Genomic DNA, 22806 nt, shown 5'->3' on the forward strand with positions numbered 1-22806 from the left:
CCAATTTATTTAAACCAAGAGTATGCGTAAAATTTGTATTTTTTTACTGTTTTTATTTTGCGGTAATGTTTTGCGTGCGCAAGTAACCCCAACAGTTCAAGATACAACTAAAACACAATTCTCAGTTGGTAAAGTAGAGTTAGGAAATCCGCCAAGCATCCTTTCAGCGTATCGGTACGATCCCATAACAGACCGATATATTTATACCAGTTCGGTAGATGGATTTTCAATCAATTATCCTATTGTATTAACTCCTAAAGAGTATGAAGATTTAGTTTTGAAAGAATCCAGAAGAGATTATTTCAGAAAAAAATCAGATGCTATAGACGGTAAAAAAACAGGAAGTGAAGCTAAGAAAAAAGATTTGCTGCCCCGATATTATATTAATTCAGGACTTTTTGAAAGCATCTTCGGTAGCAATACGATAGACGTAAAGCCAACAGGGTCAGTAGAAATGGATTTAGGGGTTCGATATACCAAACAAGATAATCCCGCTTTTTCACCTCGAAACAGATCGAGTCTTACCTTTGATTTTGATCAGCGAATCAGCATGAGTTTACTGGGGAAAGTAGGAACCAGATTAGAAGTAAATGCTAATTATGATACGCAGTCAACCTTTGCTTTTCAAAACTTATTTAAGCTTGCATACACCCCTTCAGAAGATGATATTGTTCAAAAAGTTGAAGTAGGTAATGTGAGTATGCCTTTAAACAGTACACTTATTCGTGGGGCTCAAAGTTTGTTTGGGGTTAAAACCGTGTTGCAATTTGGTAAGACAACCGTTACCGGTGTTTTCTCAGAACAGAAGTCGCAAACCAAGAGTATAGTTGCAGAAGGTGGCGGTACAGTTCAGAATTTTGATTTGTATGCGCTGGACTATGATAATGACAGACACTTCTTCTTATCGCAGTATTTCAGAAACAAATACGACGCCTCTTTAAAAAAATATCCTTTTATCGAAAGCCGAGTTCAGGTGACAAGAATAGAAGTTTGGGTAACCAACAAACAAAACAGGGTAGCAACCAACAACAATAACTTACGTAACATTATCGCGCTTCAGGATTTAGGAGAAGCACAGGTTACGGGAGTTCCGGACAATCAGGTGGTGGTGATAAGCAATCCGGTTGGATTTTTTAATAACCCTATCGATACACCAACAAACAACACCAACAATAAATACGATCCGGCTACTATTGGAAAACCCGGAGCCTACCTAAACTCTAATATTAGAGAAATCGTAACTGCGAAATCTGGATTCAATAATGCCAATACCAGTGAAGGAACAGATTATTCTGTATTGGAAAATGCCAGAAAGTTAACCGCAAACGAATTTACTTTCAATGCACAATTAGGATACATCTCTTTGCAGCAGCGTTTGGCTAATGACGAAATTTTGGCCGTAGCATTTGAATATACAGTTGGAGGGAAAATTTATCAGGTTGGAGAATTTGGTAGTGACGGAGTTGACGGGACAGTAGTTACCGGAAATAACAACGCAAATAAAGCGATCATCACACAAAGTTTAGTATTAAAAATGCTGAAAAGTAATTTGACAAATGTTCAGAATCCGGTTTGGAATCTGATGATGAAAAACGTTTATCAAATCCCTCAGGCTTATCAAATCAAACAAGACGATTTTAGATTAAATATACTTTACACAGATCCTTCTCCAATTAACTACATTACACCAGTTCCTGGAACCACTTTCCCTGCAAACCCAACCGCAGATAATAAAGTAGACCAGACACCATTATTGAATGTCTTTAATTTGGACCGATTGAATTACAACAATGATCCGCAAACCGGGGGTGATGGTTTCTTTGACTATATCCCTGGAGTTACAGTAGATGTCCAGAACGCACGAATTATTTTCACCACAAAAGAGCCTTTTGGAGAACTATTGTTTAGAAAGTTAAATACAGGTACAGGAGAAAATTATGACGATCCAAATTCCTATAATGCCAACCAGAAAAGATACGTTTTTAGGAACATGTATCGTAACACACAATCCGGAGCTTTACAGGACAGTGATAAAAATAAATTTTTATTAAGAGGAAAATACAAATCATCCGGAAGTAACGGTATTCCAATAGGAGCGTTTAACGTTCCTCAGGGATCTGTTGTCGTGATGGCTGCCGGAAGAAGACTGGTAGAAGGGATTGATTATAGCGTCGATTATCAATTAGGTCGCGTTCAGATTCTGGATCCTTCGCTTCAGGCTTCGAATACACCAATCGAGGTATCGCTGGAGAATAATTCAATTTTCGGACAGCAAACCCGAAGATTCATTGGTTTTAATGTTGAGCATAAAATTTCAGATAAATTTATCGTTGGAGGAACCTATTTGAAAATGAGTGAAAAACCATTTACTCAAAAATCAAGTTATGGCCAGGAATCTGTAAACAATGCTATTTTTGGATTCAATGGAAATTACTCCACCGAAGTTCCTTTCTTCACCCGATTAGTAAATAAATTACCGAACATCGATACGGATGTTCCTTCAAATCTTTCGATAAGAGGAGAAGTAGCTTTCTTAAAACCGGATGCTCCAAAAGCCAGTGATTTTGAAGGAGAAGCTACTATTTATGTAGATGATTTTGAAGGATCACAGTCTACCATTGATATGCGATCAGCATATGCATGGAGTCTGGCTTCGACACCATTTGTAAATTCTATAAACGACAATACTTTTAATGCCAATTCCAATACATTAGAATATGGTTTCAAACGTGCAAAATTAGCCTGGTATACAATTGACCCTGTTTTTTATGCTTCAAAACCATCCGGTATTTCAAATGATGACTTGTCATTAAATACCACCAGACGTATTTATAGCAGAGAATTATATCCAAATACAGACATTGCTCAAGGACAGATTCAGGTGGTTAACACATTAGATTTAACGTATTATCCGTCTGATCGTGGACCTTATAATAACAATCCAAACTTTGCTACAAGCCCTGCCAGTTCTAATTTTGGAGGAATCATGCGTGCGTTGAACTCGACCAATTTTGAGCAGGGAAATGTCGAATACATTCAGTTTTGGGTAATGGATCCTTATGTAGGTAATGGACAAGCGGCGGTTAACAATACCGGAAAAATTTATTTTAACTTAGGAGAAGTTTCAGAAGACGTATTAAAAGACGGAAGAAAACAATATGAAAACGGATTAGGTCCGGATCAGATCATGGTGAACCCGCGACCATTATGGGGAGACGTTCCGGCATCGCAATCTTTAATTTATGCCTTTGATAATAATGCGGGTAATCGTAGCAATCAGGACGTTGGTTTAGACGGTTTGCCAAATGGAAAAGAAGCTTCGGTATATACAAATTACGGAGGAGAAGAAGATCCCGCTGCAGACGATTATACCTATTATTTAAATACAGATGGAGGCGTTTTAGAGCGCTACAAAAATTATAATGGTACTGAGGGGAACTCGCCTGTAAGTATAGATTCTCCTAACCGTGGATCAACAACATTGCCGGATGTGGAAGACATTAACCGTGACAACACCATGAGTACGATCAATGCCTATTATGAATACAGTATTGATGTAAAGCCGGGAATGCAGGTAGGACAAAATTTCGTTACAGATATTCGTGAAGTTAGTAATGTTGAATTGCCAAACGGATCAACTACAACAGCAAGATGGATTCAGTTTAAAATTCCGGTTTCTCAACCGAAAAATACCATTGGAAACATCACCGACTTCAGATCGATTCGTTTCATGCGTATGTTCATGACAGGTTTTAGTAATCAAATGACCGTTCGTTTTGGAGCCTTAGATTTAGTTAGAGGAGAGTGGAGAAGATACACCGGTTCACTAGATGCCAACGACACTAATCCAGCTGATGACGGAACAGAATTTGATGTTTCGGCCGTAAACATTCAGGAGAATGGTACAAAGTGTCCTGTGAATTATGTAGTGCCGCCAGGTGTTCAGAGAGAGCAACTGTATAATAACAATACAATTATCAATCAAAATGAGCAAGCTTTGGCATTGCGCGTAGGAGGGTCTGGTTTGCAATATACAGACGCAAGAGGAGTTTTTAAAAATGTAAGTGTAGACATGCGTCAGTATAAAAAACTAAAAATGTTTTTACACGCAGAATCATTACCAAACGAGAATACTTTATTAGACGATGAAATGATTGGTTTTATTCGTTTTGGAAATGATTATACTCAAAACTTCTATCAGGTCGAAGTTCCGTTAAAAGTTACAAGAACAGGAGGGTCTTGTGCTATAAGTCCGGATCAGGTTTGGCTGGAAGAAAATAATATTGATTTGGCACTGGAATTATTGACCAGAATGAAAATTAAGGCCATGAGTATCGATATTAATTCTGACAAAAGAGATGTCAACGGAATTTATTATCCGGATGATGATTTAAGTATCAATGGAGGTGACGGAGACGGTAGGTTAAGATTGGGAATAAAAGGAAATCCTAATTTTGGATTAGTTAGAAATTTAATGGTAGGGGTTAAGAGTAGGGCAGATCATAAAGCGATAAAAGGAGAGGTTTGGTTCAATGAACTTCGAATGTCTGATTTGGAAAATAAGGGCGGTATGGCAGCCATCTTAAATATCGATACCAATATGGCCGATTTTGCTACTGTATCTGCTACGGGTAAGAAAAGTACAATTGGTTTCGGATCTTTAGAACAAGGAGCAAACGAAAGAAGTCGTGAAGATATTCAGCAGTATAATATTGTGACCAATTTGAATTTGGGTAAATTATTACCGCAAAAATGGGGGATTAACCTACCGTTTAATTATGCCATTGGAGAAGAAGTAATCACGCCGGAATACGATCCGTTCAATCAGGATATCAAACTAGATCAGTTGATCAGAGAAACTACTGATCCGGCAGAGAAAGACAACATCAGAACCAGAGCTATTGATTATACAAAACGAAGAAGTATCAATTTTATCGGAGTGAGAAAAGACAGAGCGCCGGAACAGAAGCCGCATGTTTATGATGTAGAGAATTTGACTTTCTCGCAATCGTATAATCAGGTAGAACGTCACGATTATGAAGTAGCAGACTATGTAGACGAACAATCTAATACAGCTGTGAATTATGCTTACACCTTTCAGCCTAAAGAAGTAGTGCCTTTCAAGCAGACGAAATTCATGAAGAAAAGTGAGTACTGGAAAATGTTAAGTGATTTTAATTTTAATTATTTACCCTCTAATATTTCTTTTAATACAAATGTTTTAAGACAAAGCAACCGCCAGCAATTTAGAGAAGTTGAAGTACAGGGAATCGGTCTGGATCCTTTGTACCGACGAAATTTTGCATTTAATTATCAGTACGGATTTGGTTTTAATCTGACAAAATCCCTGAAAATTAATTACACGGCGGCATCCAATAACATCGTAAGGAATTTTCTAAACGATGATAATACGCCAAAACAGGATTTTAATATCTGGGACGACTATTTTGATATCGGAACACCAAATCAGCACTTACAGCAATTAGTACTGAACTATGATATTCCAATCAATAAAATTCCGGTTTTAAGCTTCGTAAAAGCGACCTATTCCTATACCGCCGATTACAGCTGGCAGCGTGCTTCGACAGCATTTTCTCAATATGTTGATAATAATGGAAACGAGTTTGATTTAGGGAATACCATCCAGAATGCCAACTCAAATACGCTTACGACAACACTTAACATGAATATGCTGTACAAGTATTTAGGATTAACTCCCGGAGCAAAAGCAGGAGCAAAACCTAAAGCAGTTGCACCTCCAAAACCTGGAGAAAAAATTGTGAATACAGCAAAACCGGTAACCAGCAGCAGTCCGTTTTACGATGGCATGATTGGTATTCTGACAAGTGTAAAAAACATTCAGGTTAATTATACTAAAAATAGCGGAACGGTTTTACCGGGTTATACTCCTGGTGTTGGTTTCTTCGGAACGTCAAGGCCTACTTTAGGATTTGTTTTCGGAAGTCAGGATGATGTTCGTTTTGAAGCTGCGAAAAGAGGGTGGTTGACCACTTATCAGGATTTCAATCAAAGTTTTACGCAGGTAACAAATAAGCTCTTGAAAGTGACTGCGAATATCGATTTACTGCCGGATTTAAAAATTGATCTGAATATGGATCGCGCTTATTCTGAAAATAATTCAGAGCAGTATAGTGTTGTTAAAAATAATCTTACAGGAGATTTAGATTATAAGGCTTTGTCGCCGTATAATTATGGGATGTTCTCTATTTCAACAGTGCTTATCAAAACAGCATTCTCAACCAGTAGTGCAACAGAGTCCGCTGCATTTGATGATTTCAGAAACAACCGTTTGATTATAGCAAACCGTCTGGCGGAGGACCGTTATGGTGCAGGAGCTGCAATTCCGAGATATGGAGATGCTAATAACCCGATTCCGGCACCAACAGATCCTAATTATAAAGTATATGTTGCTAATGAAGGGTATCCAATAGGGTTTACCAAAAGCAATCAGGCTGTTTTATTGCCAGCATTCTTAGCGGCATATTCCGGAGGTAATGCGTCAAGCAGTTCGACAGATATTTTCAGAAGTTTCCCTATTCCAAACTGGAGTGTTAAATACAATGGTTTGATGCGTTATAAATATTTTAAAGACAAATTCAAGCGTTTCTCTTTACAGCATAACTACAGGGCGTCGTATACGATCAATCAGTTCCGATCAAACTTTGACTATAATGAAAAACCTAACGGGCAAGATGTGAACACCAATTTCTTTAACAAAACGATCATGTCAAACATTAACCTGGTGGAGCAGTTCAGTCCGTTAATCCGAATGGATTTTGAATTGAAAAGTTCATTGCGTGTACTTACAGAGATTAAAAAAGACAGAGCATTGTCTATGAGTTTTGACAATAATTTATTGACAGAAGTAAAAGGAATGGAATATGTTATTGGTCTGGGTTATCGTTTTAGAGATGTTATCTTCTCCTCGAGACTTGCAGATACTCCAACTGGAATTATTAAAAGTGATATCAATATTAAGGCTGATTTCTCGTATAGAAATAACGAAACATTAGTGCGTTATTTAGATTACGATAATAATCAGTTGGCAGCGGGACAAAATATTTGGTCGTTAAAACTTACGGCGGATTATGCTTTCAGTAAAAACCTGACCGCAATATTCTATTACGATCACTCCTTTTCAAAAGCTGTAATCTCGACATCATTTCCTTTAACCAACATTAGATCAGGATTTACACTTCGCTATAATTTTGGAAATTAATTTTTGGTTTCTAAAGGGGATTTTATTAGAAGATTATTACATTTGTGCCTCAATTATTAAATTACCAATTTTCAAACACAACTATTATGAGCATACCAGCAAATTTAAAGTACACAAAAGATCACGAATGGATTAGCATCGAAGGAGATGTTGCAACAGTAGGAATCACTCATTTTGCACAAAAAGAGTTAGGAGATATCGTGTATGTTGAAGTAGAAACTTTAGATCAGACACTTGACAAAGACGAAGTTTTTGGAACAGTTGAGGCTGTAAAAACAGTATCAGATTTGTTTTTACCATTAACAGGAGAAATCATTGCGTTTAATGACAGTCTTGAAAGTGCACCTGAAACCGTTAATTCTGATCCTTATGGAGATGGTTGGATGATTAAAATTAAAATTGCAGATGCATCAGAAATAGATTCATTATTATCTGCTGACGCTTATAAAGAACTTATAGGTGCCTAAACAATTGCTCTTAATCTGGGCAATTATCTGTTCAGGAATTATTACCTATTTTTGTTTGACGGATTCAAGTAATATTCCGGCAATAAATTTTCCGAGTATAGATAAGATTGTCCATTTTTGTTTTCATTTTGGATTTACAATTTCCTGGATTTTGTTTTTCAAAAAAGAGCTGAAAGGGAAAGCACCAGACGATTACAAAGCCTATTTAATTTCATTTATATTTTCTGTTTTTTTCGGAATTACAATCGAAATTCTGCAAGGTGTTTTAACGGTTACACGAGCATCAGATGTAACAGATGTTTTAGCCAATGCACTTGGAGCTATTTTTGGTATTTTTGCCGCAATAGTTTTTAAAAAACAAATAGATAGAATTTAGAAATATAGAAACCCACTTCGGTGGGTTTTTTTGTGCTCTAATTTTAACGCTTTCCAGGTTGGTCAAAACTTTGCGGCTTCGCGAGTCTGTGAGCAATGTTATTTAGTTAGGAAAAAGTGGATAAAAAAAATTAGATTAGCAAGTTTTGATTTCAGATGTTTGAGTTGGTAAAAAACGAGGATTAAACTATTGGGAAAGATTAGATCAAAAAAAACAGTAATTGTTAATCTTCATTCAAAAATCCATTAATTTAATGGTAGGACGCTGTCAGATTATTTTTAATGTTGTTTTGTTTTAAAAGAAACCAGTGTCGACTTTATGTAAATCTTCGCGGCCATGACTGTTAATTTTAATTTAAAATGTATTTTTGTCACAATTCTCAGAACACCCACAAATCATGAATGTTAAGCAATATTTGGACTCTACTTATTTAAAAACCGCTTCGCAAGCGGGATTGTCGGAAGCAGAAAACACCCTTGTGGTTAAAGATGCTATTGAAGAGGCAATTCGCGAAGGTTTTAAATTAATCATGATTCGGCCGGAACATGTAACTTTGGCTAAAGAAATGATTCATAAAGCCAATTCGACTTTGCTGGTGGGCACCGTTATTGACTTTCCTGAAGGTAGCTCAGATTTAGAATCTAAATTAAAAGAAGCAAACAAAGGAATTGAAGACGGAGCAGATGATCTGGATTTTGTTTGCAACTACACTGCTTTTAAAGAAGGTGATATCGATTTGGTAAAACAAGAGATCCTGGTGGGAACACAAATTGGTCTTGCAAATAACAAAACAGTAAAATGGATTATTGAGGTTGCGGCCTTAAATGATACGCAAATAATTCAGCTTTCGGCACTGATTAAAAATGTAGTCATGTCGCATTTTAAAGAAGAAAACTATGCTTCGGTTTTTGTGAAATCGTCTACCGGCTTTTATAAAACCGAAAATAATTTGCCAAACGGAGCAACGCTGTCAACAATTATAATGATGTTAGAAAATGCATCGCCTTTACCAGTTAAAGCGGCCGGAGGAGTCCGGTCTTATGAAGATGCTATAGAAATGATTCGTTTAGGAGTAAAACGAATAGGAACCTCTGCCGCAAAAACAATTGCAGATGGAGGAAATACCCCAAATCAATATTAAATGAAAACCCCAATTTACGTGAATAAGATTTTCCTGTCTTGTGTTTTAACCTTAGCTACTTTGTTTGCTTTTTCGCAGGAAAGTACAAATACCTCTATTAAGCCCGGTTTTACCGCAGAACAATTTCCGGTTTTCCCAAATTGCGAAAATCTTCAGTCGAAACAACTGGAAAATTGTTTTTATAAAGAAGTGCAGGATTTTGTGTTTCAGAATTATCAGGTGCCCGCAAATCTAAAACAGGCGAATTATAAAGGAGAAGTAAAAGTGCTTTTCGAAGTAGATGCAAATGGTGAATTCAAAGTAATTTATGTAAATGCAGTAAATGATGCTTTATCAGAAGAAGCTAAACGTGTTTTTAAAAAATTCCCTAAAATAAAACCTTCAACATATAACGGAAAGCCAACCTATTCCAAATACACCATTTCAATAGATATTCCATTAAAAAGCGCAAATCAGCTTGCTGAGGAAGCATTGGCAGCAGCTCAAATTTTAAAACCTCTTGAGAAACCAATGACTGAACTGGATAGTATTGTGTACAAAAAATACAACAATCCGGAGTTTGAAAGTCATCTAAATATCCCGTTTTCACACAGCTATTATGCGCAGTTTGATGGAGCGATGAATCAGGTAGGGAGCAACAATCACACTGCGTCTAAGCCTTATACGTATACCGAAGTTTCGAAATACTACAATTTAAAAGCGGTAAATCAATCGCTTCAAAAAAATGTTTCTACCTGGCTGGGAAGAAAATTTTGGAATGAAAACATGGTTCAGATTCAGGGGGAAGATTATTGGCTGTCCCTAAATCCAATTCTGGACTTGCAAATGGGTAAAGCATCGGATTTGGATGCTTCATACACCTACGTAAATACACGTGCCTTGAATTTTAGAGGAGGATTGGGAAAGCAAATTAATTTTACGACAACCATCTTTGAAAGCCAGGGAAGATTTGCAGGTTATTATAATGATTTTGCCGAAACATTAAAACCGTCTGGAGGAAATCCGGCAATTATTCCGGGAATGGGAATTGCCAAACGATTTAAAACTGACGCTTATGATTTTCCTTTAGCAGAAGCAAACATAACCTTTGCGCCAAGTAAAATCTTTGATCTGCAATTGGGTTACGGAAGAAATTTTATTGGTGACGGATATCGTTCTTTGCTGGAAAGTGACGGAGCAAGTCCGTATCCGTATTTTAAAATCAATACCACTTTCTGGAAAATAAAATACACAAATACCTATATGTGGCTTAAAGATGTTCGTCCGGATGTTACATTGGAAAAAACCTATGCGACAAAATTCATGGCCAATCATTATTTAAGTTGGAACGTTTCGAACAAACTGAATTTAGGTTTTTTTGAATCAGTAGTCTGGACAGATACAAATAACAGAGGCTTTGATATTAATTTTGTGAACCCAATTATTTTCTATCGTTCCGTTGAATTTGCTTCATCGTCAAGAAGTGGAAATGCATTATTGGGGTTGACCTCTAAGTACAAATGGAACAATAGTGTTAATTTATATGCTCAGTTTTTATTGGATGAATTTTCATTAGGAGATATTAAAAGCGGAAACAATAGCTGGAAAAATAAATTTGGATACCAGATTGGAGCGAAATATTTCAATGCTTTTAAAGTGAAAGATCTGTTGTTGCAACTGGAATACAACCATGTGCGTCCATACGTATACTCACACAGTGCGGTAATTACCAACTATGGGCATAACAATCAGAGTGTCGGGCACCAATGGGGCGGAAATTTTAAAGAACTAGTGGCGATCGGACGTTACCATAGAGGGCGTTATTTTGCAGATGCCAAGTTTACCATTGGAACAAGAGGGCTGGACTTTGATACTGCCGAGGATGGTTTTAACTACGGAGGTAATATTTACAAAAGTTATGATGACAAACGTCCGTACGATAGCGAGGTAAAAGTAGGGCAGGGAAACAAAACAAGCGTTTTTATTGCTGACATACAAGGAGGTTATCTGATAAACCCGATGAGTAATTTGAAACTATTTGGAAGTTTCTTATACCGAAACTTTGATCCTACAAAAGATACGGCGACAACTTTTAAGCAAAGTACGACTTGGTTTTCTATCGGATTGCGTTCTGATATCTTTAATTGGTATTTTGATTACTAGGGTTTTTAATAAGATTTTTCGAAATAATTGTGTTAAAGATTTGCAAGTCCTTATTTTGTAAAGGTTTTATTGAAAAAAATCTAATTTTATAGGTCTGGATTCTACAATCTAATTTGTACATTTGCACCACTCAAAAAAAACATACAAACAATTACCGTATTGAACGCTACTAAAAATACATTTTCAATAAAATCAATATTTACCGATTTCAAAGAGATTACTAAAGCTGGTTTGGCGATCAGTGTATTGTTCTCTTCTGTTGCCGGATATTTATTGGGAGTTAATGAGGAACATCCTTTTAAATGGAGTGTTTTGGCAGTTTTGGCAATTGGAGGTTATTGCATGGTTGGAGCTTCAAATGCTTTCAATCAGGTGATCGAAAAAGATATCGATGCTTTAATGGACCGAACTAAAAATCGTCCGGTTCCCTCAGGGCGCATGTCTCCGAAAATGGCTTTGTTTGTAGCGAGTTTGCTTACTATTGTGGGTATTGCTTTGCTTTACACCATAAATGCGAAGTCAGCAATGTTCGCTGCGATCTCTATATTTTTATATACCAGTATTTATACCCCTTTGAAAACGGTAACCTCGTTATCTGTTTTTGTGGGTGCTTTTCCCGGGGCAATTCCTTTCATGTTAGGATGGGTTGCTGCTACAGGGGAATTTGGGATCGAAGCCGGAACGTTGTTTTTGATTCAGTTTTTTTGGCAATTTCCTCATTTTTGGGCTATTGGATGGTTTTTGTATGAAGACTATGAGAAGGCTGGGATCTTTATGCTGCCAACCGGAAAAAAAGATAAAGGAACCGCTTTGCAGATTATTTTATATACAGTTTGGTTAGTTATTGCTTCGTTACTGCCGGTTTTAGGGTATACAGGGCAATTATTTATTACACCAATAGCAGCAATTTTAGTGTTTTTGTTAGGATTGTGGATGTTGTTTTACGCGGTGCGTTTGTATCAGTTAAGAACGGCAAAAGCTGCGAGAACCTTAATGCTTGTAAGTGTTTCGTATATATCGTTGCTGCAAATCGTATTTATAGTAGATAAATTTTTAAGATAGTTATGGAAATGACAATAACAAAAACAGAAACGGCTGGTGAAGAAAAGCTAAGGAAAGCCAAATCGGCGAAACTTATCCTGTTATTCGCAATGGTAAGTATGACCATGATGTTTGCCGGACTTACAAGTGCTTTTGTAGTAAGTAAATCAAGAGCTGACTGGTTGAAAAACTTTGAATTGCCAACAGCATTTTATTACAGTACGGCAGTTATTATAGCATGCAGTGTCACTTTTTACCTGGCTAAAAAAGCTATTCAGAAAGACAATAGAAGCGCTACTACGGCATTGCTTTTGGGAACTTTGGCTTTGGGGATTTTATTCGTTGTGCTGCAATTTGCAGGTTTCGGACAAATCGTAGAAAGCGGGTATTATTTCACTGGAGAAGGTAGTTCAATTACTACAACATTTTTGTATGTAGTAACCGTGACACACTTGTTACACTTGGCCGGAGGGTTAATTTCACTTTTAATTATAATTTATAATCATTTTAAACAAAAATACAATTCGACTCAAACTCTTGGTATAGAACTAGGTGCGATGTATTGGCACTTTTTGGATTTATTATGGTTGTATTTATTTTTATTTTTATATTTCTTTAAATAAGAAAAAAACGTAAATTTGGGAACTTTTTAACGAATATCTTTTATGGGAGCGACAGTTACTACTGCAAACAACGACGAAAAAACTTGGGGAGGCGGTCATGAGATTCAGCCACTAGGATCAAGTTATGGTAAAATGATGATGTGGTTTTTTATCGTATCGGATGCCTTAACATTCTCTGGATTCCTTGCCGCTTATGGCTTTTCTAGATTTAAATTTATTGAAACCTGGCCTTTGGCTGATGAAGTGTTTACTCACTTTCCATTTATGCATGGCGTTGCGGCACCAATGTATTATGTGGCCTTAATGACTTTTATTTTGATTTTCTCATCTGTAACAATGGTTTTGGCTGTTGACGCAGGTCACCAATTGAAAAAAACAAAAGTTGCAATTTACATGTTCTTAACGATTATTGGAGGTTTTATTTTCGTGGGTTCTCAAGCCTGGGAATGGAAAAACTTCATTAAAGGTGAGTACGGAGCAGTAGAAACAGCGGGCGGAAGTTTATTGCAGTTTGTTGATAAAGATGGTAAAAGAGTTGCTCTTGCTGATTTTGCAGTTAAATTACCGGAACAAAGAGAAGCTTTAACAAGAAGTCATTCAACTTGGTTTATGGAAGATGCTCAGGCACAACCAACCTATACAGTTGCAGAAATTCAGGCAGGTTTTAAAGCTCATCCGGAAGTTTTGATCAGAACAGAACAACTAACGGATAAAAAGAAAAAAACAGTTTTATCAAGAGAAGAATCTGAAGCTCGTTTAGCAAGCGCTAAATATGTTGTAGAAGGTGCTAATTTGATTAGAAACGAATACGGAAATAAATTATTTGCTGATTTCTTTTTCTTCATCACAGGATTCCACGGATTTCACGTATTTTCAGGAGTTATCATTAATATCATTATTTTCTTTAATGTATTATTGGGTACTTATGAAAAAAGAAGAAGCTACGAAATGGTAGAGAAAGTTGGTTTATACTGGCACTTTGTCGATTTAGTTTGGGTATTTGTATTTACAGTTTTCTACTTAGTTTAATTTTAGATTTTAATTATTATGTCACACGAGCACGTATCAAATACAAAAAGAATCTGGTTTGTTTTTGCATTACTATCAGTAGTAACTACAGTAGAAGTTATCCTTGGTATTTACAAACCTGGAGTATTAGAGTTTAATCATTTTGTAGGTTTGAATTTGTTGAACTGGATATTTTATATTCTGACAATATTCAAAGCATATTATATAGTATGGGCATTTATGCACATGGAAGGTGAAAAAAGCAGTCTTAGATGGTCTGTTGTAGCACCAGTTATTTTCCTAGTTTTATATTTATTGTTTATTCTATTGACAGAAGGACATTATATTTATGGGGTTTTTAAAGATTCTACTATTAAATGGAATTTTTAACATGATATTAATTCGAAAAGAGGCTCCGTTTAACGGAGCTTTTTTTATTTTTGTACCTCAATAACTTCTGCACATATAATGAAAAAAAATATAGTTCTCTTTGTACTTTTTGTTTTGCCAATTGTAGCCTATTTGTTTTTTGCTTCCGGTGTTAACAGCTTCACTACGCTTCCCGTTATAACGCCTAAAATTACTGATTTTGGTAATTGGAAATCCCTCAGCGGTAAGAGAGTTTCATTAGATAAAAAGATCACGGTTTTGGGGTTTTCAGGATCTGAGATTTTAAGTAATCGAGGGAATTATTTTAACTTAAACGAAAAAATCTACAAACGTTACAATGGTTTTGAAGATCTTCAGTTTGTAGTGCTTTGCCCGTTAGGAACAGAAGCTGATGCACAGAAGGTATTAGATGCTCTTAAGCCGTTTACGGATGTGAAAGGCTGGAATTTTGTTTTTGCTTCACCTCAGGAAATTCAATCATTTTACGAGCAGTTGCATTTAAAAGGAAAATTAGATCAGAATCTTGGAACTCCAAATGTTTATATTATCGACAAAGAACGAAATCTAAGAGGAAGAAAAGATGCAGCTGAGTATAAAGAAGGGTATGACACTTTTCATCCTTCGGAGCTAAGCAATGAGATGCTGGATGACTTTAAAATCATTTTATATGAATATCGTGCTGCTCTAAAAAAGAACCACAACGCAACTAAGCAACTTTAATCCTTTTATTATGTTTAAAAATAAATCATATATCGGTATTTCATTTATCATTTTAATATTTGGAATTTATGCCGTTCCTAAAATCGTTGACAGAGTTAAAAATGGTGAGATTGTAAAAGGAAATCGTTTGGACAATGTTGGAGCGAAAACATCAAAGTCTGATGGTAAATTAATGAAGATTGGACCTGCTCCAAAATTCGAATTAACCAATCAGGACAATAGTAAAGTTTCGAATGAGACTTATAAAGGGAAAGTGTATGTTTTGGAGTTTTTCTTTACAACCTGTCCGTCAATATGCCCTAAAATGAATTTGAGCATGTTGGAAATTGAGAAAACGTTCTTCGGAAATCCAAATTTCGGAATCGTATCCATTACAATCGATCCAAAACACGATACACCGCAAGTTTTAAAAGAACATGCGAAGTTGTTAGGAGTAAAATCATCTACCTGGAATTTCTTAACGGGAGATAAAACGACTATCATGGAACTGTCTAACAAAGGCTTTAATTTGTATGCCGGAGAGAATGAAAAAGTAAGCGGTGGTTTTGAACATTCTGGCCTGTTCGCTTTAATTGATAAAGACGGAAATATCCGTTGCAGAAAAGATGAATTTGGAAATCCAAACATCTATTATGACGGATTAGATAAAAAAGGCGTTAGAGACATACAGGAAGATATTAAGATATTATTAGAAGAATAGAAATGGAAGATCATTCATTAGAAAAAAAATACAATAAATACATTATTGCGGTTTCAATCTTAATACCAGTTGTAGTGGGTATTTTATTTGTAATTAAATTAAAAGATTTTGGAATCAATGTTGAGCCTCTATCGTTTTTGCCGCCAATATATGCTACTACGAATGGTTTAACAGCAATTGCTTTGGTTTTGGGAGTTATTGCAATTAAAAATGGAAAGCAAAAACTTCATGAACGATTAATGACTTCGGCAATTGCTTTGTCTTTGGCTTTTTTGGTGATGTATGTTGCATATCATATGACGGCTGATTCTACTAAATTAGGCGACTTAAATCATGATGGGATTGTTGATGCGGTTGAAAAAGCAAAAGTCGGTGCTGTTAGATATTTGTATGTTTTTATTTTACTTACACATATCGTTTTATCAGTTGTAATTATTCCTTTCGTTTTGGTTACTTATGTTAGGGCACTTTCAAAGCGTTTTGACAGACATAAAAGAATTGCTAAAATAACCTTTCCGCTTTGGTTGTATGTTGCGGTTACTGGTGTTATAGTTTACCTAATGATTTCTCCTTATTATGCTTAAAATGGAAAATAGAATAAAGAATACAGAAAATAGAAGGGCAAATAAAAGTAGAGTAGTGAATTTTTTTTCAACCAAATACTTCTATGTTCTTTTGTCTATTTTCTTTTCTCTTAGTGTAAATGCCCAATGCGCAATGTGTCGTGCAGCGCTTGCAGGAGATTCGAATATCAAAAAAGCGGAAGCAGTAAACAATGGAATTGTTTATTTAATGGTTATCCCGTATTTACTGGTGGCGGTAATAGGTGTTCTGATTTACAGAATGTACCAGTCAAAAAAGAAAAAGTCAGACAATTAGTCAATTCGATAATTAGATAATGTGTCAATTAGTTAATTATCGAATTGACTAATTGACACATTTTATTTGACTATTATTTTAATCCGTTAACCGATACATTCACCGTTCCGTTTATTTTGATAAAAGCAATAATGGCTTGATTGGTCAGTTGAATTTTATCAAACTGAATATCTTCCATTTTTCCATTGACAAAAACACCCGGCATTGGAGAATAGTTTTTAAGATAGGCAGCCATGTTTTTTTTGCCCTCCTCTAAATTGGGTTGTATTGAATAACGGCAGCTTGCTTCCATTTTTCTTAAAATAAAGCCTTGTCCTAGCCAGCTTGCCGTACGCATTAATTTGCTTTTTGTATCTAAAACATAGTCGAGTTTTTCAAAGTAAATTTCTTTCGTCTGAGGATTGTATTGAGGGAATCCGTTTAAATAAAGAGTTCCGTTTATCGATCCTAAAACATCAAGTGCAATTACCATCTTTCCGTTTTTATGCCAGATCGATACATTTTTTACCGTCACTTTTTTAGTGCCGGAACCAAACTCCTGGCCGGCAAAATTCTTTGTCATAATTTTTGAGGCATCGATATAAGTAGATATGGCTGCTATGTTTGCCGAAATCTGATTTGGGATTTTAGCGACAGGTTTTAATACAATTTTGTTGACGCTGAATTTAGATTCGGGTTGTTTGCCTACTATAGTTTCCATATTACATTTCATTCCCATATCCAGCACAAACTGATCGTTTTTTAGTTTGGCATTTGTTGAATAAACTTCTACGGGAACAATTCTGAGCCAGCTTTCATATGTGTCACTTAGTTGAAATGGCGTGCATATCTTTTCTAATGCCGCTAAAACATTTGGTTTAAAATCCATGGATTTCTCGATGGCTTCATCAATTTTCTTTTCAATCTTAGATTTAAAAATAGAAATCGCTGGATTTACGAGATAAGTAATAGGCATGCTTTTTCCAAAGATTAGCATGGTTGGACTTTCGCTCCAGTCTAAAGATTTAAACTCTGTTTTTGTATTTAATTTCCAGTTCGTCAATGCCACTTCACTAGAAAGGGTAATAACGCCATTGAGGTTGAATTCCCTGGTATCGTATAAGTCAACGCCTAACTTCTTGGTGCCAATACGATATTTAATTGTCGCTTTTAGTGGCAAAATTGTTTTTATCTTTTTGTCCGGGCTTGCGGGATCATTTTGGATTCTTATGGGGGCTTGCTTCCAGATTTTCATCTCGATATCGTCATCGTCGATCGTATTGTCTTCGTAAATCAATCCATTTAGAAGGGAGTTTGTTTGATTTTCAATGTCGGTAAGCTTTACCGTGATAGGCAAATTGATAAAGGAAGGGTTTGCTTCATAAACTAATGGACTAGCATCATCCGGTTCCGGTTTTAAGGTTTCCAGTTTTTGAGCTGTAGAGCAGCTTGTAAGTGCTGCAACTAGTGAGAATAAAGAGATAATGGAAGAAAACTTCATCGTTAAGATTTTTTTTTGTCTGACAAAATTAAGAAAACAATTATATTATAGTGAAAATGTGTAACAATTAGCAAGAAAGCGAGTCTTATTCCAAGAACAAAGGCTAATTATTAACGTTTTCTTACCATAAAAAGGTTAAGAAAAATGTTATTATTGTTTTAAAATTTAACAAATATCACCATGATCGAGATCAAAGATTTGCACAAGTCCTATAAAATGGGCAATTCGGAGTTGCATGTGTTAAAAGGAATTAATTTTAATATTGAAGAAGGTGAGTTGGTTGCAATTATGGGATCATCAGGGTCCGGAAAATCAACACTTTTAAATATATTAGGAATTCTGGATGAGGCCGATTCTGGTAGTTATATTTTAGATAAAACGCCTATTAAGAAATTAAACGAAACAATAGCGTCTAAATATCGTAATAAGTTTTTGGGATTTGTGTTTCAATCTTTCAATCTAATCAACTATAAAACGGCTCTCGATAATGTTGCAATGCCTTTGTATTATCAGGGAATCAAAAGAAAAGAGCGTTATGACATTGCGATGAAATATTTGGAGAAAGTTGGGCTAGGTTCACATTCTCACCATTTACCTAATGAGCTTTCCGGAGGTCAGAAACAACGTGTTGCTATTGCCAGAGCTTTGGCTTCAAATCCAAAAGTTTTATTGGCGGATGAGCCCACAGGAGCTTTGGATACCAAAACGTCCTATGAAGTTATGGAATTGATTCAGGGAATTAACGATGAAGGAAAAACGATCCTTATTGTAACTCATGAACCTGATATTGCCGCAATGTGCAAAAGAAATGTGGTCCTGAAAGACGGATTAATTATCGATGATAAAAAGGTAGAACAAGTTAGAGCTTCATCTTATGTTTAATATTGAGCGTTGGCAGGAAATATTTGAGGCAATCTCTAAAAATCGATTAAGAACGTTCCTTACCGGAGTTTCTGTAGCGTCAGGGATTTTTATTTTAGTGATTTTGCTTGGAGCGGGTAAAGGGCTTCAGAACGGAATTGAGAAGCAATTCGAGCGTGATGCTGCCGGAATTATTGAAGTTTGGTCAGGAACCACAACAAAAGAGTACAAAGGTTTAAATCCGGGAAGACAAATTCAGTTTAGAAACAGTGATTATTCTCAGTCTGTTCAGAAATTTAATGATAAACTGGAGTTGAAGGCGGCAACGCAAAATTATTGGGGAGGGACATTTACCTATGGTAAAGAATCCGGAAGTTATCAATACAGAGGAGTAGATCCGGATTATTCAGGAATAGAGAATCTTACTGTTGTTCAGGGACGATACATAAACAGTAGTGATTTAGCCAATAATGAAAAAGTAGCCTGTATTGGGATGAAACTCAAAACAGATTTGTTTAAAGACAAAGATGCTCTGGGGAAAGAGATCGCGATTAACAATATTAATTTTAAAGTAGTCGGAGTCTTTACTGATCCGGGAGGAGAAAGAGAAGAAACCAGAGCTTACCTGCCAAAAACGACAGTTCAGAGAGCGTATGGTGGTGGGGATAAAATTAGTAACCTGTTTTTTACTTTAAAGAAAACGAATGATTACGATGAAGCTTTGGCGCAGTCTGAAAAATTTACACAAGATTTAAAGAACCTTTTAAAAAGTAAAAATGTAATCGCTCCCAATGACGATAGTGGAGTTGGAGTCTACAATTCAGTGAAAGATGCAAAGCAATTTTATGATTTAAATTTATACATACGATTATTCTTCTGGTGGGTAGGTATTTGTACCATCATTGCCGGAGTTGTTGGGGTAAGTAATATCATGTTGATTATTGTAAAGGAAAGAACAAAGGAAATCGGAATACGAAAAGCACTTGGAGCTTCTCCGTTTTCAATCATTTCGATGATACTTCATGAATCTATTTTTATAACCACTATTGCTGGTTTTGTTGGTTTATTGGCCAGCTTGGCTTTACTGGAATTTGTGGGGCCAATGGTACAAAGTGAGTATTTTAGAGATCCTGAAGTCGATTTTAGTGTAGCTTTAACCACGCTTGCTTTGCTTGTATTTGCCGGCGCTATGGCGGGATTTTTCCCGGCATACCGAGCAGCCAAAATTAAACCTATTGTAGCACTTAGAGACGAATAATTATGTTTAAAAAAGATAATTGGGACGAGATTTTACAGGCTTTGACGGCCAACGTTTTCAGAACGATTCTAACTGCTTTTGGGGTGTTCTGGGGGATCTTTATTTTGGTCATTTTACTGGCAGCTGGAAATGGTTTGGAGAATGGTGTGAAAAAAGATTTTGACGGAATTGCGACAAATACCATGTTTATGTGGAGTCAAACAACATCAAAAGCTTACAAAGGTTTGCCTAAAACACGTCGTTATGATTTTAGAAATAGTGATGTTGGTGCTTTAAAAGCAGCCTTGCCGGATTTGTTATATGTGTCACCACGAAATCAGCTGGGGGATTTTAACGGGAGTAATAATGTGGTTCGCGGTACAAAAACTTCGGCATTTACCATTTACGGGGATTACCCGGAGTTGATCAAACAGCAACCGATGGATATTATCAAAGGACGATTTGTTAATCAACAGGATATTCTTGAGAGACGAAAAGTTGCAGTAATTGGTAAAGGTGTTATCAGTGAGCTTTATGGAAAAGGAGAGGAAGCAATTGGGACATATGTGAAAATCAACGGAATCAATTTTATGGTTGTAGGAGTTTATAATTCAAAACAACAAGGAGGAAATGCAGAACAGGAACAGAAAAATATATTTATTCCCTTTACCGCTTTTCAACAAGCCTTTAATTATGGGGATAAAGTTGGCTGGATGGCACTTACTGCAAAAGATGAAACTTCGATTACCGATTTAAAGCCAAAAATTCTGGAAATCATTAAAGCACTTCATTCTGTAAATCCTACAGATGAGCGTGCTGTAGGTAATTTTGATTTGTACGAGCAGTTTAATAAAGTGCAAAGTTTGTTTAATATCTTGAAAATCATTGCTTATTTTGTGGGAACATTGGTTTTGATTTCGGGAGTAATTGGTATTTCAAATATTATGCTTATTGTAGTTAAAGAACGTACCAAAGAAATAGGTATTCGCCGGGCTTTAGGGGCTACCCCTGCTGCTATTCGAGGGCAAATTTTAGCTGAATCTATATTTTTGACGATCATTTCAGGTATGCTGGGTATTGCAGTGGCAACCGGAATTATAGCAATTCTAAACATGGTTTTAGATTCGATGCCTCCGGAAAGCAATATGATGTTTGCTAATCCAAGCGTCGATTTAGGAGTTGTATTTGTGGCTTTAATCATATTAGTAGGATCTGGTTTGCTAGCGGGATTTATTCCGGCACAGACCGCAATTAATGTAAAGCCGGTAGATGCTTTGCGAACAGAATAAATTATCAATCAGAATATAATCGAATTAAACTGAAAACACAATGAAAAAAGGAGTAACCGTAACCATTTTAATCTTTATTGCTATAGTTTTTTTTGGCGCACTATATTACTTGTACGCTAAGAACCAAGAATCTCCGATTGTTTTTAAAACGGAGAAAGCAGAGATTAAAACGATCGTGAAGAATACAATTGCAACGGGTAATATTCAGCCTAATGAAGAGGTCTTAATCAAACCAAACATCTCAGGTATTATCGAAGAAGTGTATATCAAAGCAGGAGAGAAAATTAAGGCAGGCGATATGATCGCAAAAATCAGAGTTGTAGCCAATGTTTCTAATGTTAGTAGTACCCAAAATCAGGTACAGACAAGTAAAATTGCTTTAGACAATCAGGAGAAAATTTACCAAAGACAAAAAATATTATTTGACAAAGATGTAATTTCTGCAAATGATTTTGATGCTGCACAATTGGCATACAAACAGGCAAAACAAAACTATCTTGCTGCCAAACAAAGTTTGGATATTGTAAAAACAGGAACAACAACATCACTAGGAAATTATGCCAACACTTTAATTCGTTCAACGGTAAATGGAATGGTATTGGCGGTTCCGGTTAAAGTAGGAAATCAGGTTATTGAAAGTAATAATTTTAATGAAGGAACTACTATTGCAAGTGTTGCAGATGTAGGAAGAATGATTTTCATTGGAAAAATTGATGAATCTGAAGTAGGAAAGATCAAAGAAAGAATGCCAATTGAGATCACAGTTGGAGCTATCGAAAACAAGAAGTTTGATGCAGTTCTGACCGATATAGCTCCTAAGGGAGTTGTGGAAAACGGAGCAATCCAGTTTGAAATTAAAGCGGCTTTAGAGAATAGAGATGCGACTTTTATCAGAGCAGGTTTAAGTGCTAATGCTTCGATTATCTTAGAAAAAGCAGATAAAGTTTTGGCAATCAAAGAATCATTGGTGCAATTTGATAAAAAAACGCAAAAGCCATACGTTGAGATTGAAACTACTCCTCAAAAATTTCAAAGAAAAGATTTGGTTTTAGGAGTTAGTGACGGAATTTATGTTCAGGTGAAAAGCGGAATTAAAGCTTCGGATAAAATTAAAATCTGGAATCAGGGATTGATTACTGAAACAGAAAAGAAATAATTGGGACAAATAAAGAGTTTTTGGTTTTTAAAAAAATGTTAAATTTGCGTAGTAGG

The 22806-nt window shown here is 36.0% G+C and carries 18 protein-coding genes; 17 read left to right on the top strand and 1 reads right to left on the bottom strand.

Annotated elements, in window-relative coordinates; translation table 11 throughout:
- The first annotated feature begins 22 nt into the window (after positions 1-22).
- From sov to FLA105534_RS07635, 13 genes are all read left to right on the top strand, one after another.
- Positions 23-7240: a T9SS outer membrane translocon Sov/SprA gene (gene sov, locus FLA105534_RS07575; protein ID WP_173965418.1), complete on the top strand. Its 7218-nt coding sequence runs from the start codon at positions 23-25 to the stop codon at positions 7238-7240.
- Between the two features lie 86 nt (positions 7241-7326).
- The gene (gcvH, locus tag FLA105534_RS07580) at positions 7327-7707 is read left to right on the top strand and encodes a glycine cleavage system protein GcvH (RefSeq protein ID WP_173965419.1); all 381 of its coding nucleotides are present in this window, start codon (positions 7327-7329) and stop codon (positions 7705-7707) included.
- A 4-nt stretch (positions 7708-7711) separates the two neighbouring features.
- Positions 7712-8083 (top strand): VanZ family protein, encoded by a 372-nt coding sequence (locus FLA105534_RS07585; RefSeq protein WP_246253190.1) that lies wholly within the window; start codon positions 7712-7714, stop codon positions 8081-8083.
- 397 nt (positions 8084-8480) lie between these two features.
- On the top strand, positions 8481-9224 hold the full coding sequence (gene deoC / locus FLA105534_RS07590; protein WP_173965564.1) for a deoxyribose-phosphate aldolase: 744 nt from the start codon (positions 8481-8483) through the stop codon (positions 9222-9224).
- Positions 9225-11366 (top strand): energy transducer TonB, encoded by a 2142-nt coding sequence (locus FLA105534_RS07595; protein WP_246253191.1) that lies wholly within the window; start codon positions 9225-9227, stop codon positions 11364-11366.
- 159 nt (positions 11367-11525) lie between these two features.
- Complete coding sequence (gene cyoE, locus FLA105534_RS07600; protein WP_173965421.1) at positions 11526-12428, top strand: heme o synthase; 903 nt, start codon at positions 11526-11528, stop codon at positions 12426-12428.
- 2 nt (positions 12429-12430) lie between these two features.
- Positions 12431-13030 carry a cytochrome c oxidase subunit 3 gene (locus tag FLA105534_RS07605; protein WP_173965422.1) on the top strand — a complete coding sequence of 200 codons (600 nt, stop codon included), beginning with the start codon at positions 12431-12433 and terminating at the stop codon, positions 13028-13030.
- Between the two features lie 42 nt (positions 13031-13072).
- Entirely contained in the window at positions 13073-14059 is a 987-nt protein-coding gene (locus tag FLA105534_RS07610) for a cytochrome c oxidase subunit 3 (protein ID WP_173965423.1), read from the top strand.
- A gap of 18 nt (positions 14060-14077) precedes the next feature.
- Positions 14078-14428, top strand: coding sequence for a cytochrome C oxidase subunit IV family protein (locus tag FLA105534_RS07615; RefSeq protein ID WP_173965424.1), 351 nt, complete (start codon positions 14078-14080; stop codon positions 14426-14428).
- 78 nt (positions 14429-14506) lie between these two features.
- A complete protein-coding gene (locus FLA105534_RS07620) occupies positions 14507-15148 on the top strand; it encodes a hypothetical protein (protein WP_173965425.1) in 642 nt (213 codons plus the stop codon).
- Positions 15149-15158: 10 nt separating this feature from the next.
- Positions 15159-15848, top strand: a complete 690-nt coding sequence (locus FLA105534_RS07625; protein WP_173965426.1) for an SCO family protein — start codon at positions 15159-15161, stop codon at positions 15846-15848.
- Positions 15849-15850: 2 nt separating this feature from the next.
- Positions 15851-16432 carry a DUF420 domain-containing protein gene (locus tag FLA105534_RS07630; protein ID WP_173965427.1) on the top strand — a complete coding sequence of 194 codons (582 nt, stop codon included), beginning with the start codon at positions 15851-15853 and terminating at the stop codon, positions 16430-16432.
- Positions 16425-16727 (top strand): hypothetical protein, encoded by a 303-nt coding sequence (locus FLA105534_RS07635; protein ID WP_173965428.1) that lies wholly within the window; start codon positions 16425-16427, stop codon positions 16725-16727. The genes FLA105534_RS07630 and FLA105534_RS07635 overlap by 8 nt, the downstream gene beginning before the upstream one ends.
- A 73-nt stretch (positions 16728-16800) precedes the next feature.
- On the opposite strand, the gene FLA105534_RS07640 is transcribed toward FLA105534_RS07635, so the two are convergent.
- Complete coding sequence (locus tag FLA105534_RS07640; protein ID WP_173965429.1) at positions 16801-18207, bottom strand: DUF4403 family protein; 1407 nt, start codon at positions 18205-18207, stop codon at positions 16801-16803.
- A 180-nt stretch (positions 18208-18387) separates the two neighbouring features.
- Here FLA105534_RS07640 and FLA105534_RS07645 point away from each other — a divergent pair, with 180 nt between their 5' ends.
- From FLA105534_RS07645 to FLA105534_RS07660, 4 genes are read left to right on the top strand one after another with little or no spacing between them, the layout of a single operon-like run.
- Positions 18388-19089, top strand: a complete 702-nt coding sequence (locus tag FLA105534_RS07645) for an ABC transporter ATP-binding protein (protein ID WP_173965430.1) — start codon at positions 18388-18390, stop codon at positions 19087-19089.
- Positions 19082-20326 carry an ABC transporter permease gene (locus FLA105534_RS07650; protein ID WP_173965431.1) on the top strand — a complete coding sequence of 415 codons (1245 nt, stop codon included), beginning with the start codon at positions 19082-19084 and terminating at the stop codon, positions 20324-20326. The genes FLA105534_RS07645 and FLA105534_RS07650 overlap by 8 nt, the downstream gene beginning before the upstream one ends.
- Before the next feature lie 2 nt (positions 20327-20328).
- Positions 20329-21594 carry an ABC transporter permease gene (locus FLA105534_RS07655; protein ID WP_173965432.1) on the top strand — a complete coding sequence of 422 codons (1266 nt, stop codon included), beginning with the start codon at positions 20329-20331 and terminating at the stop codon, positions 21592-21594.
- Between the two features lie 40 nt (positions 21595-21634).
- A complete protein-coding gene (locus tag FLA105534_RS07660; protein ID WP_173965433.1) occupies positions 21635-22750 on the top strand; it encodes an efflux RND transporter periplasmic adaptor subunit in 1116 nt (371 codons plus the stop codon).
- The last annotated feature ends 56 nt before the right edge of the window (positions 22751-22806 follow it).

Origin of the sequence: Flavobacterium collinsii (assembly GCF_902804485.1) — a bacterium.
GTDB classification, from domain to species: Bacteria; Bacteroidota; Bacteroidia; order Flavobacteriales; family Flavobacteriaceae; genus Flavobacterium; species Flavobacterium collinsii.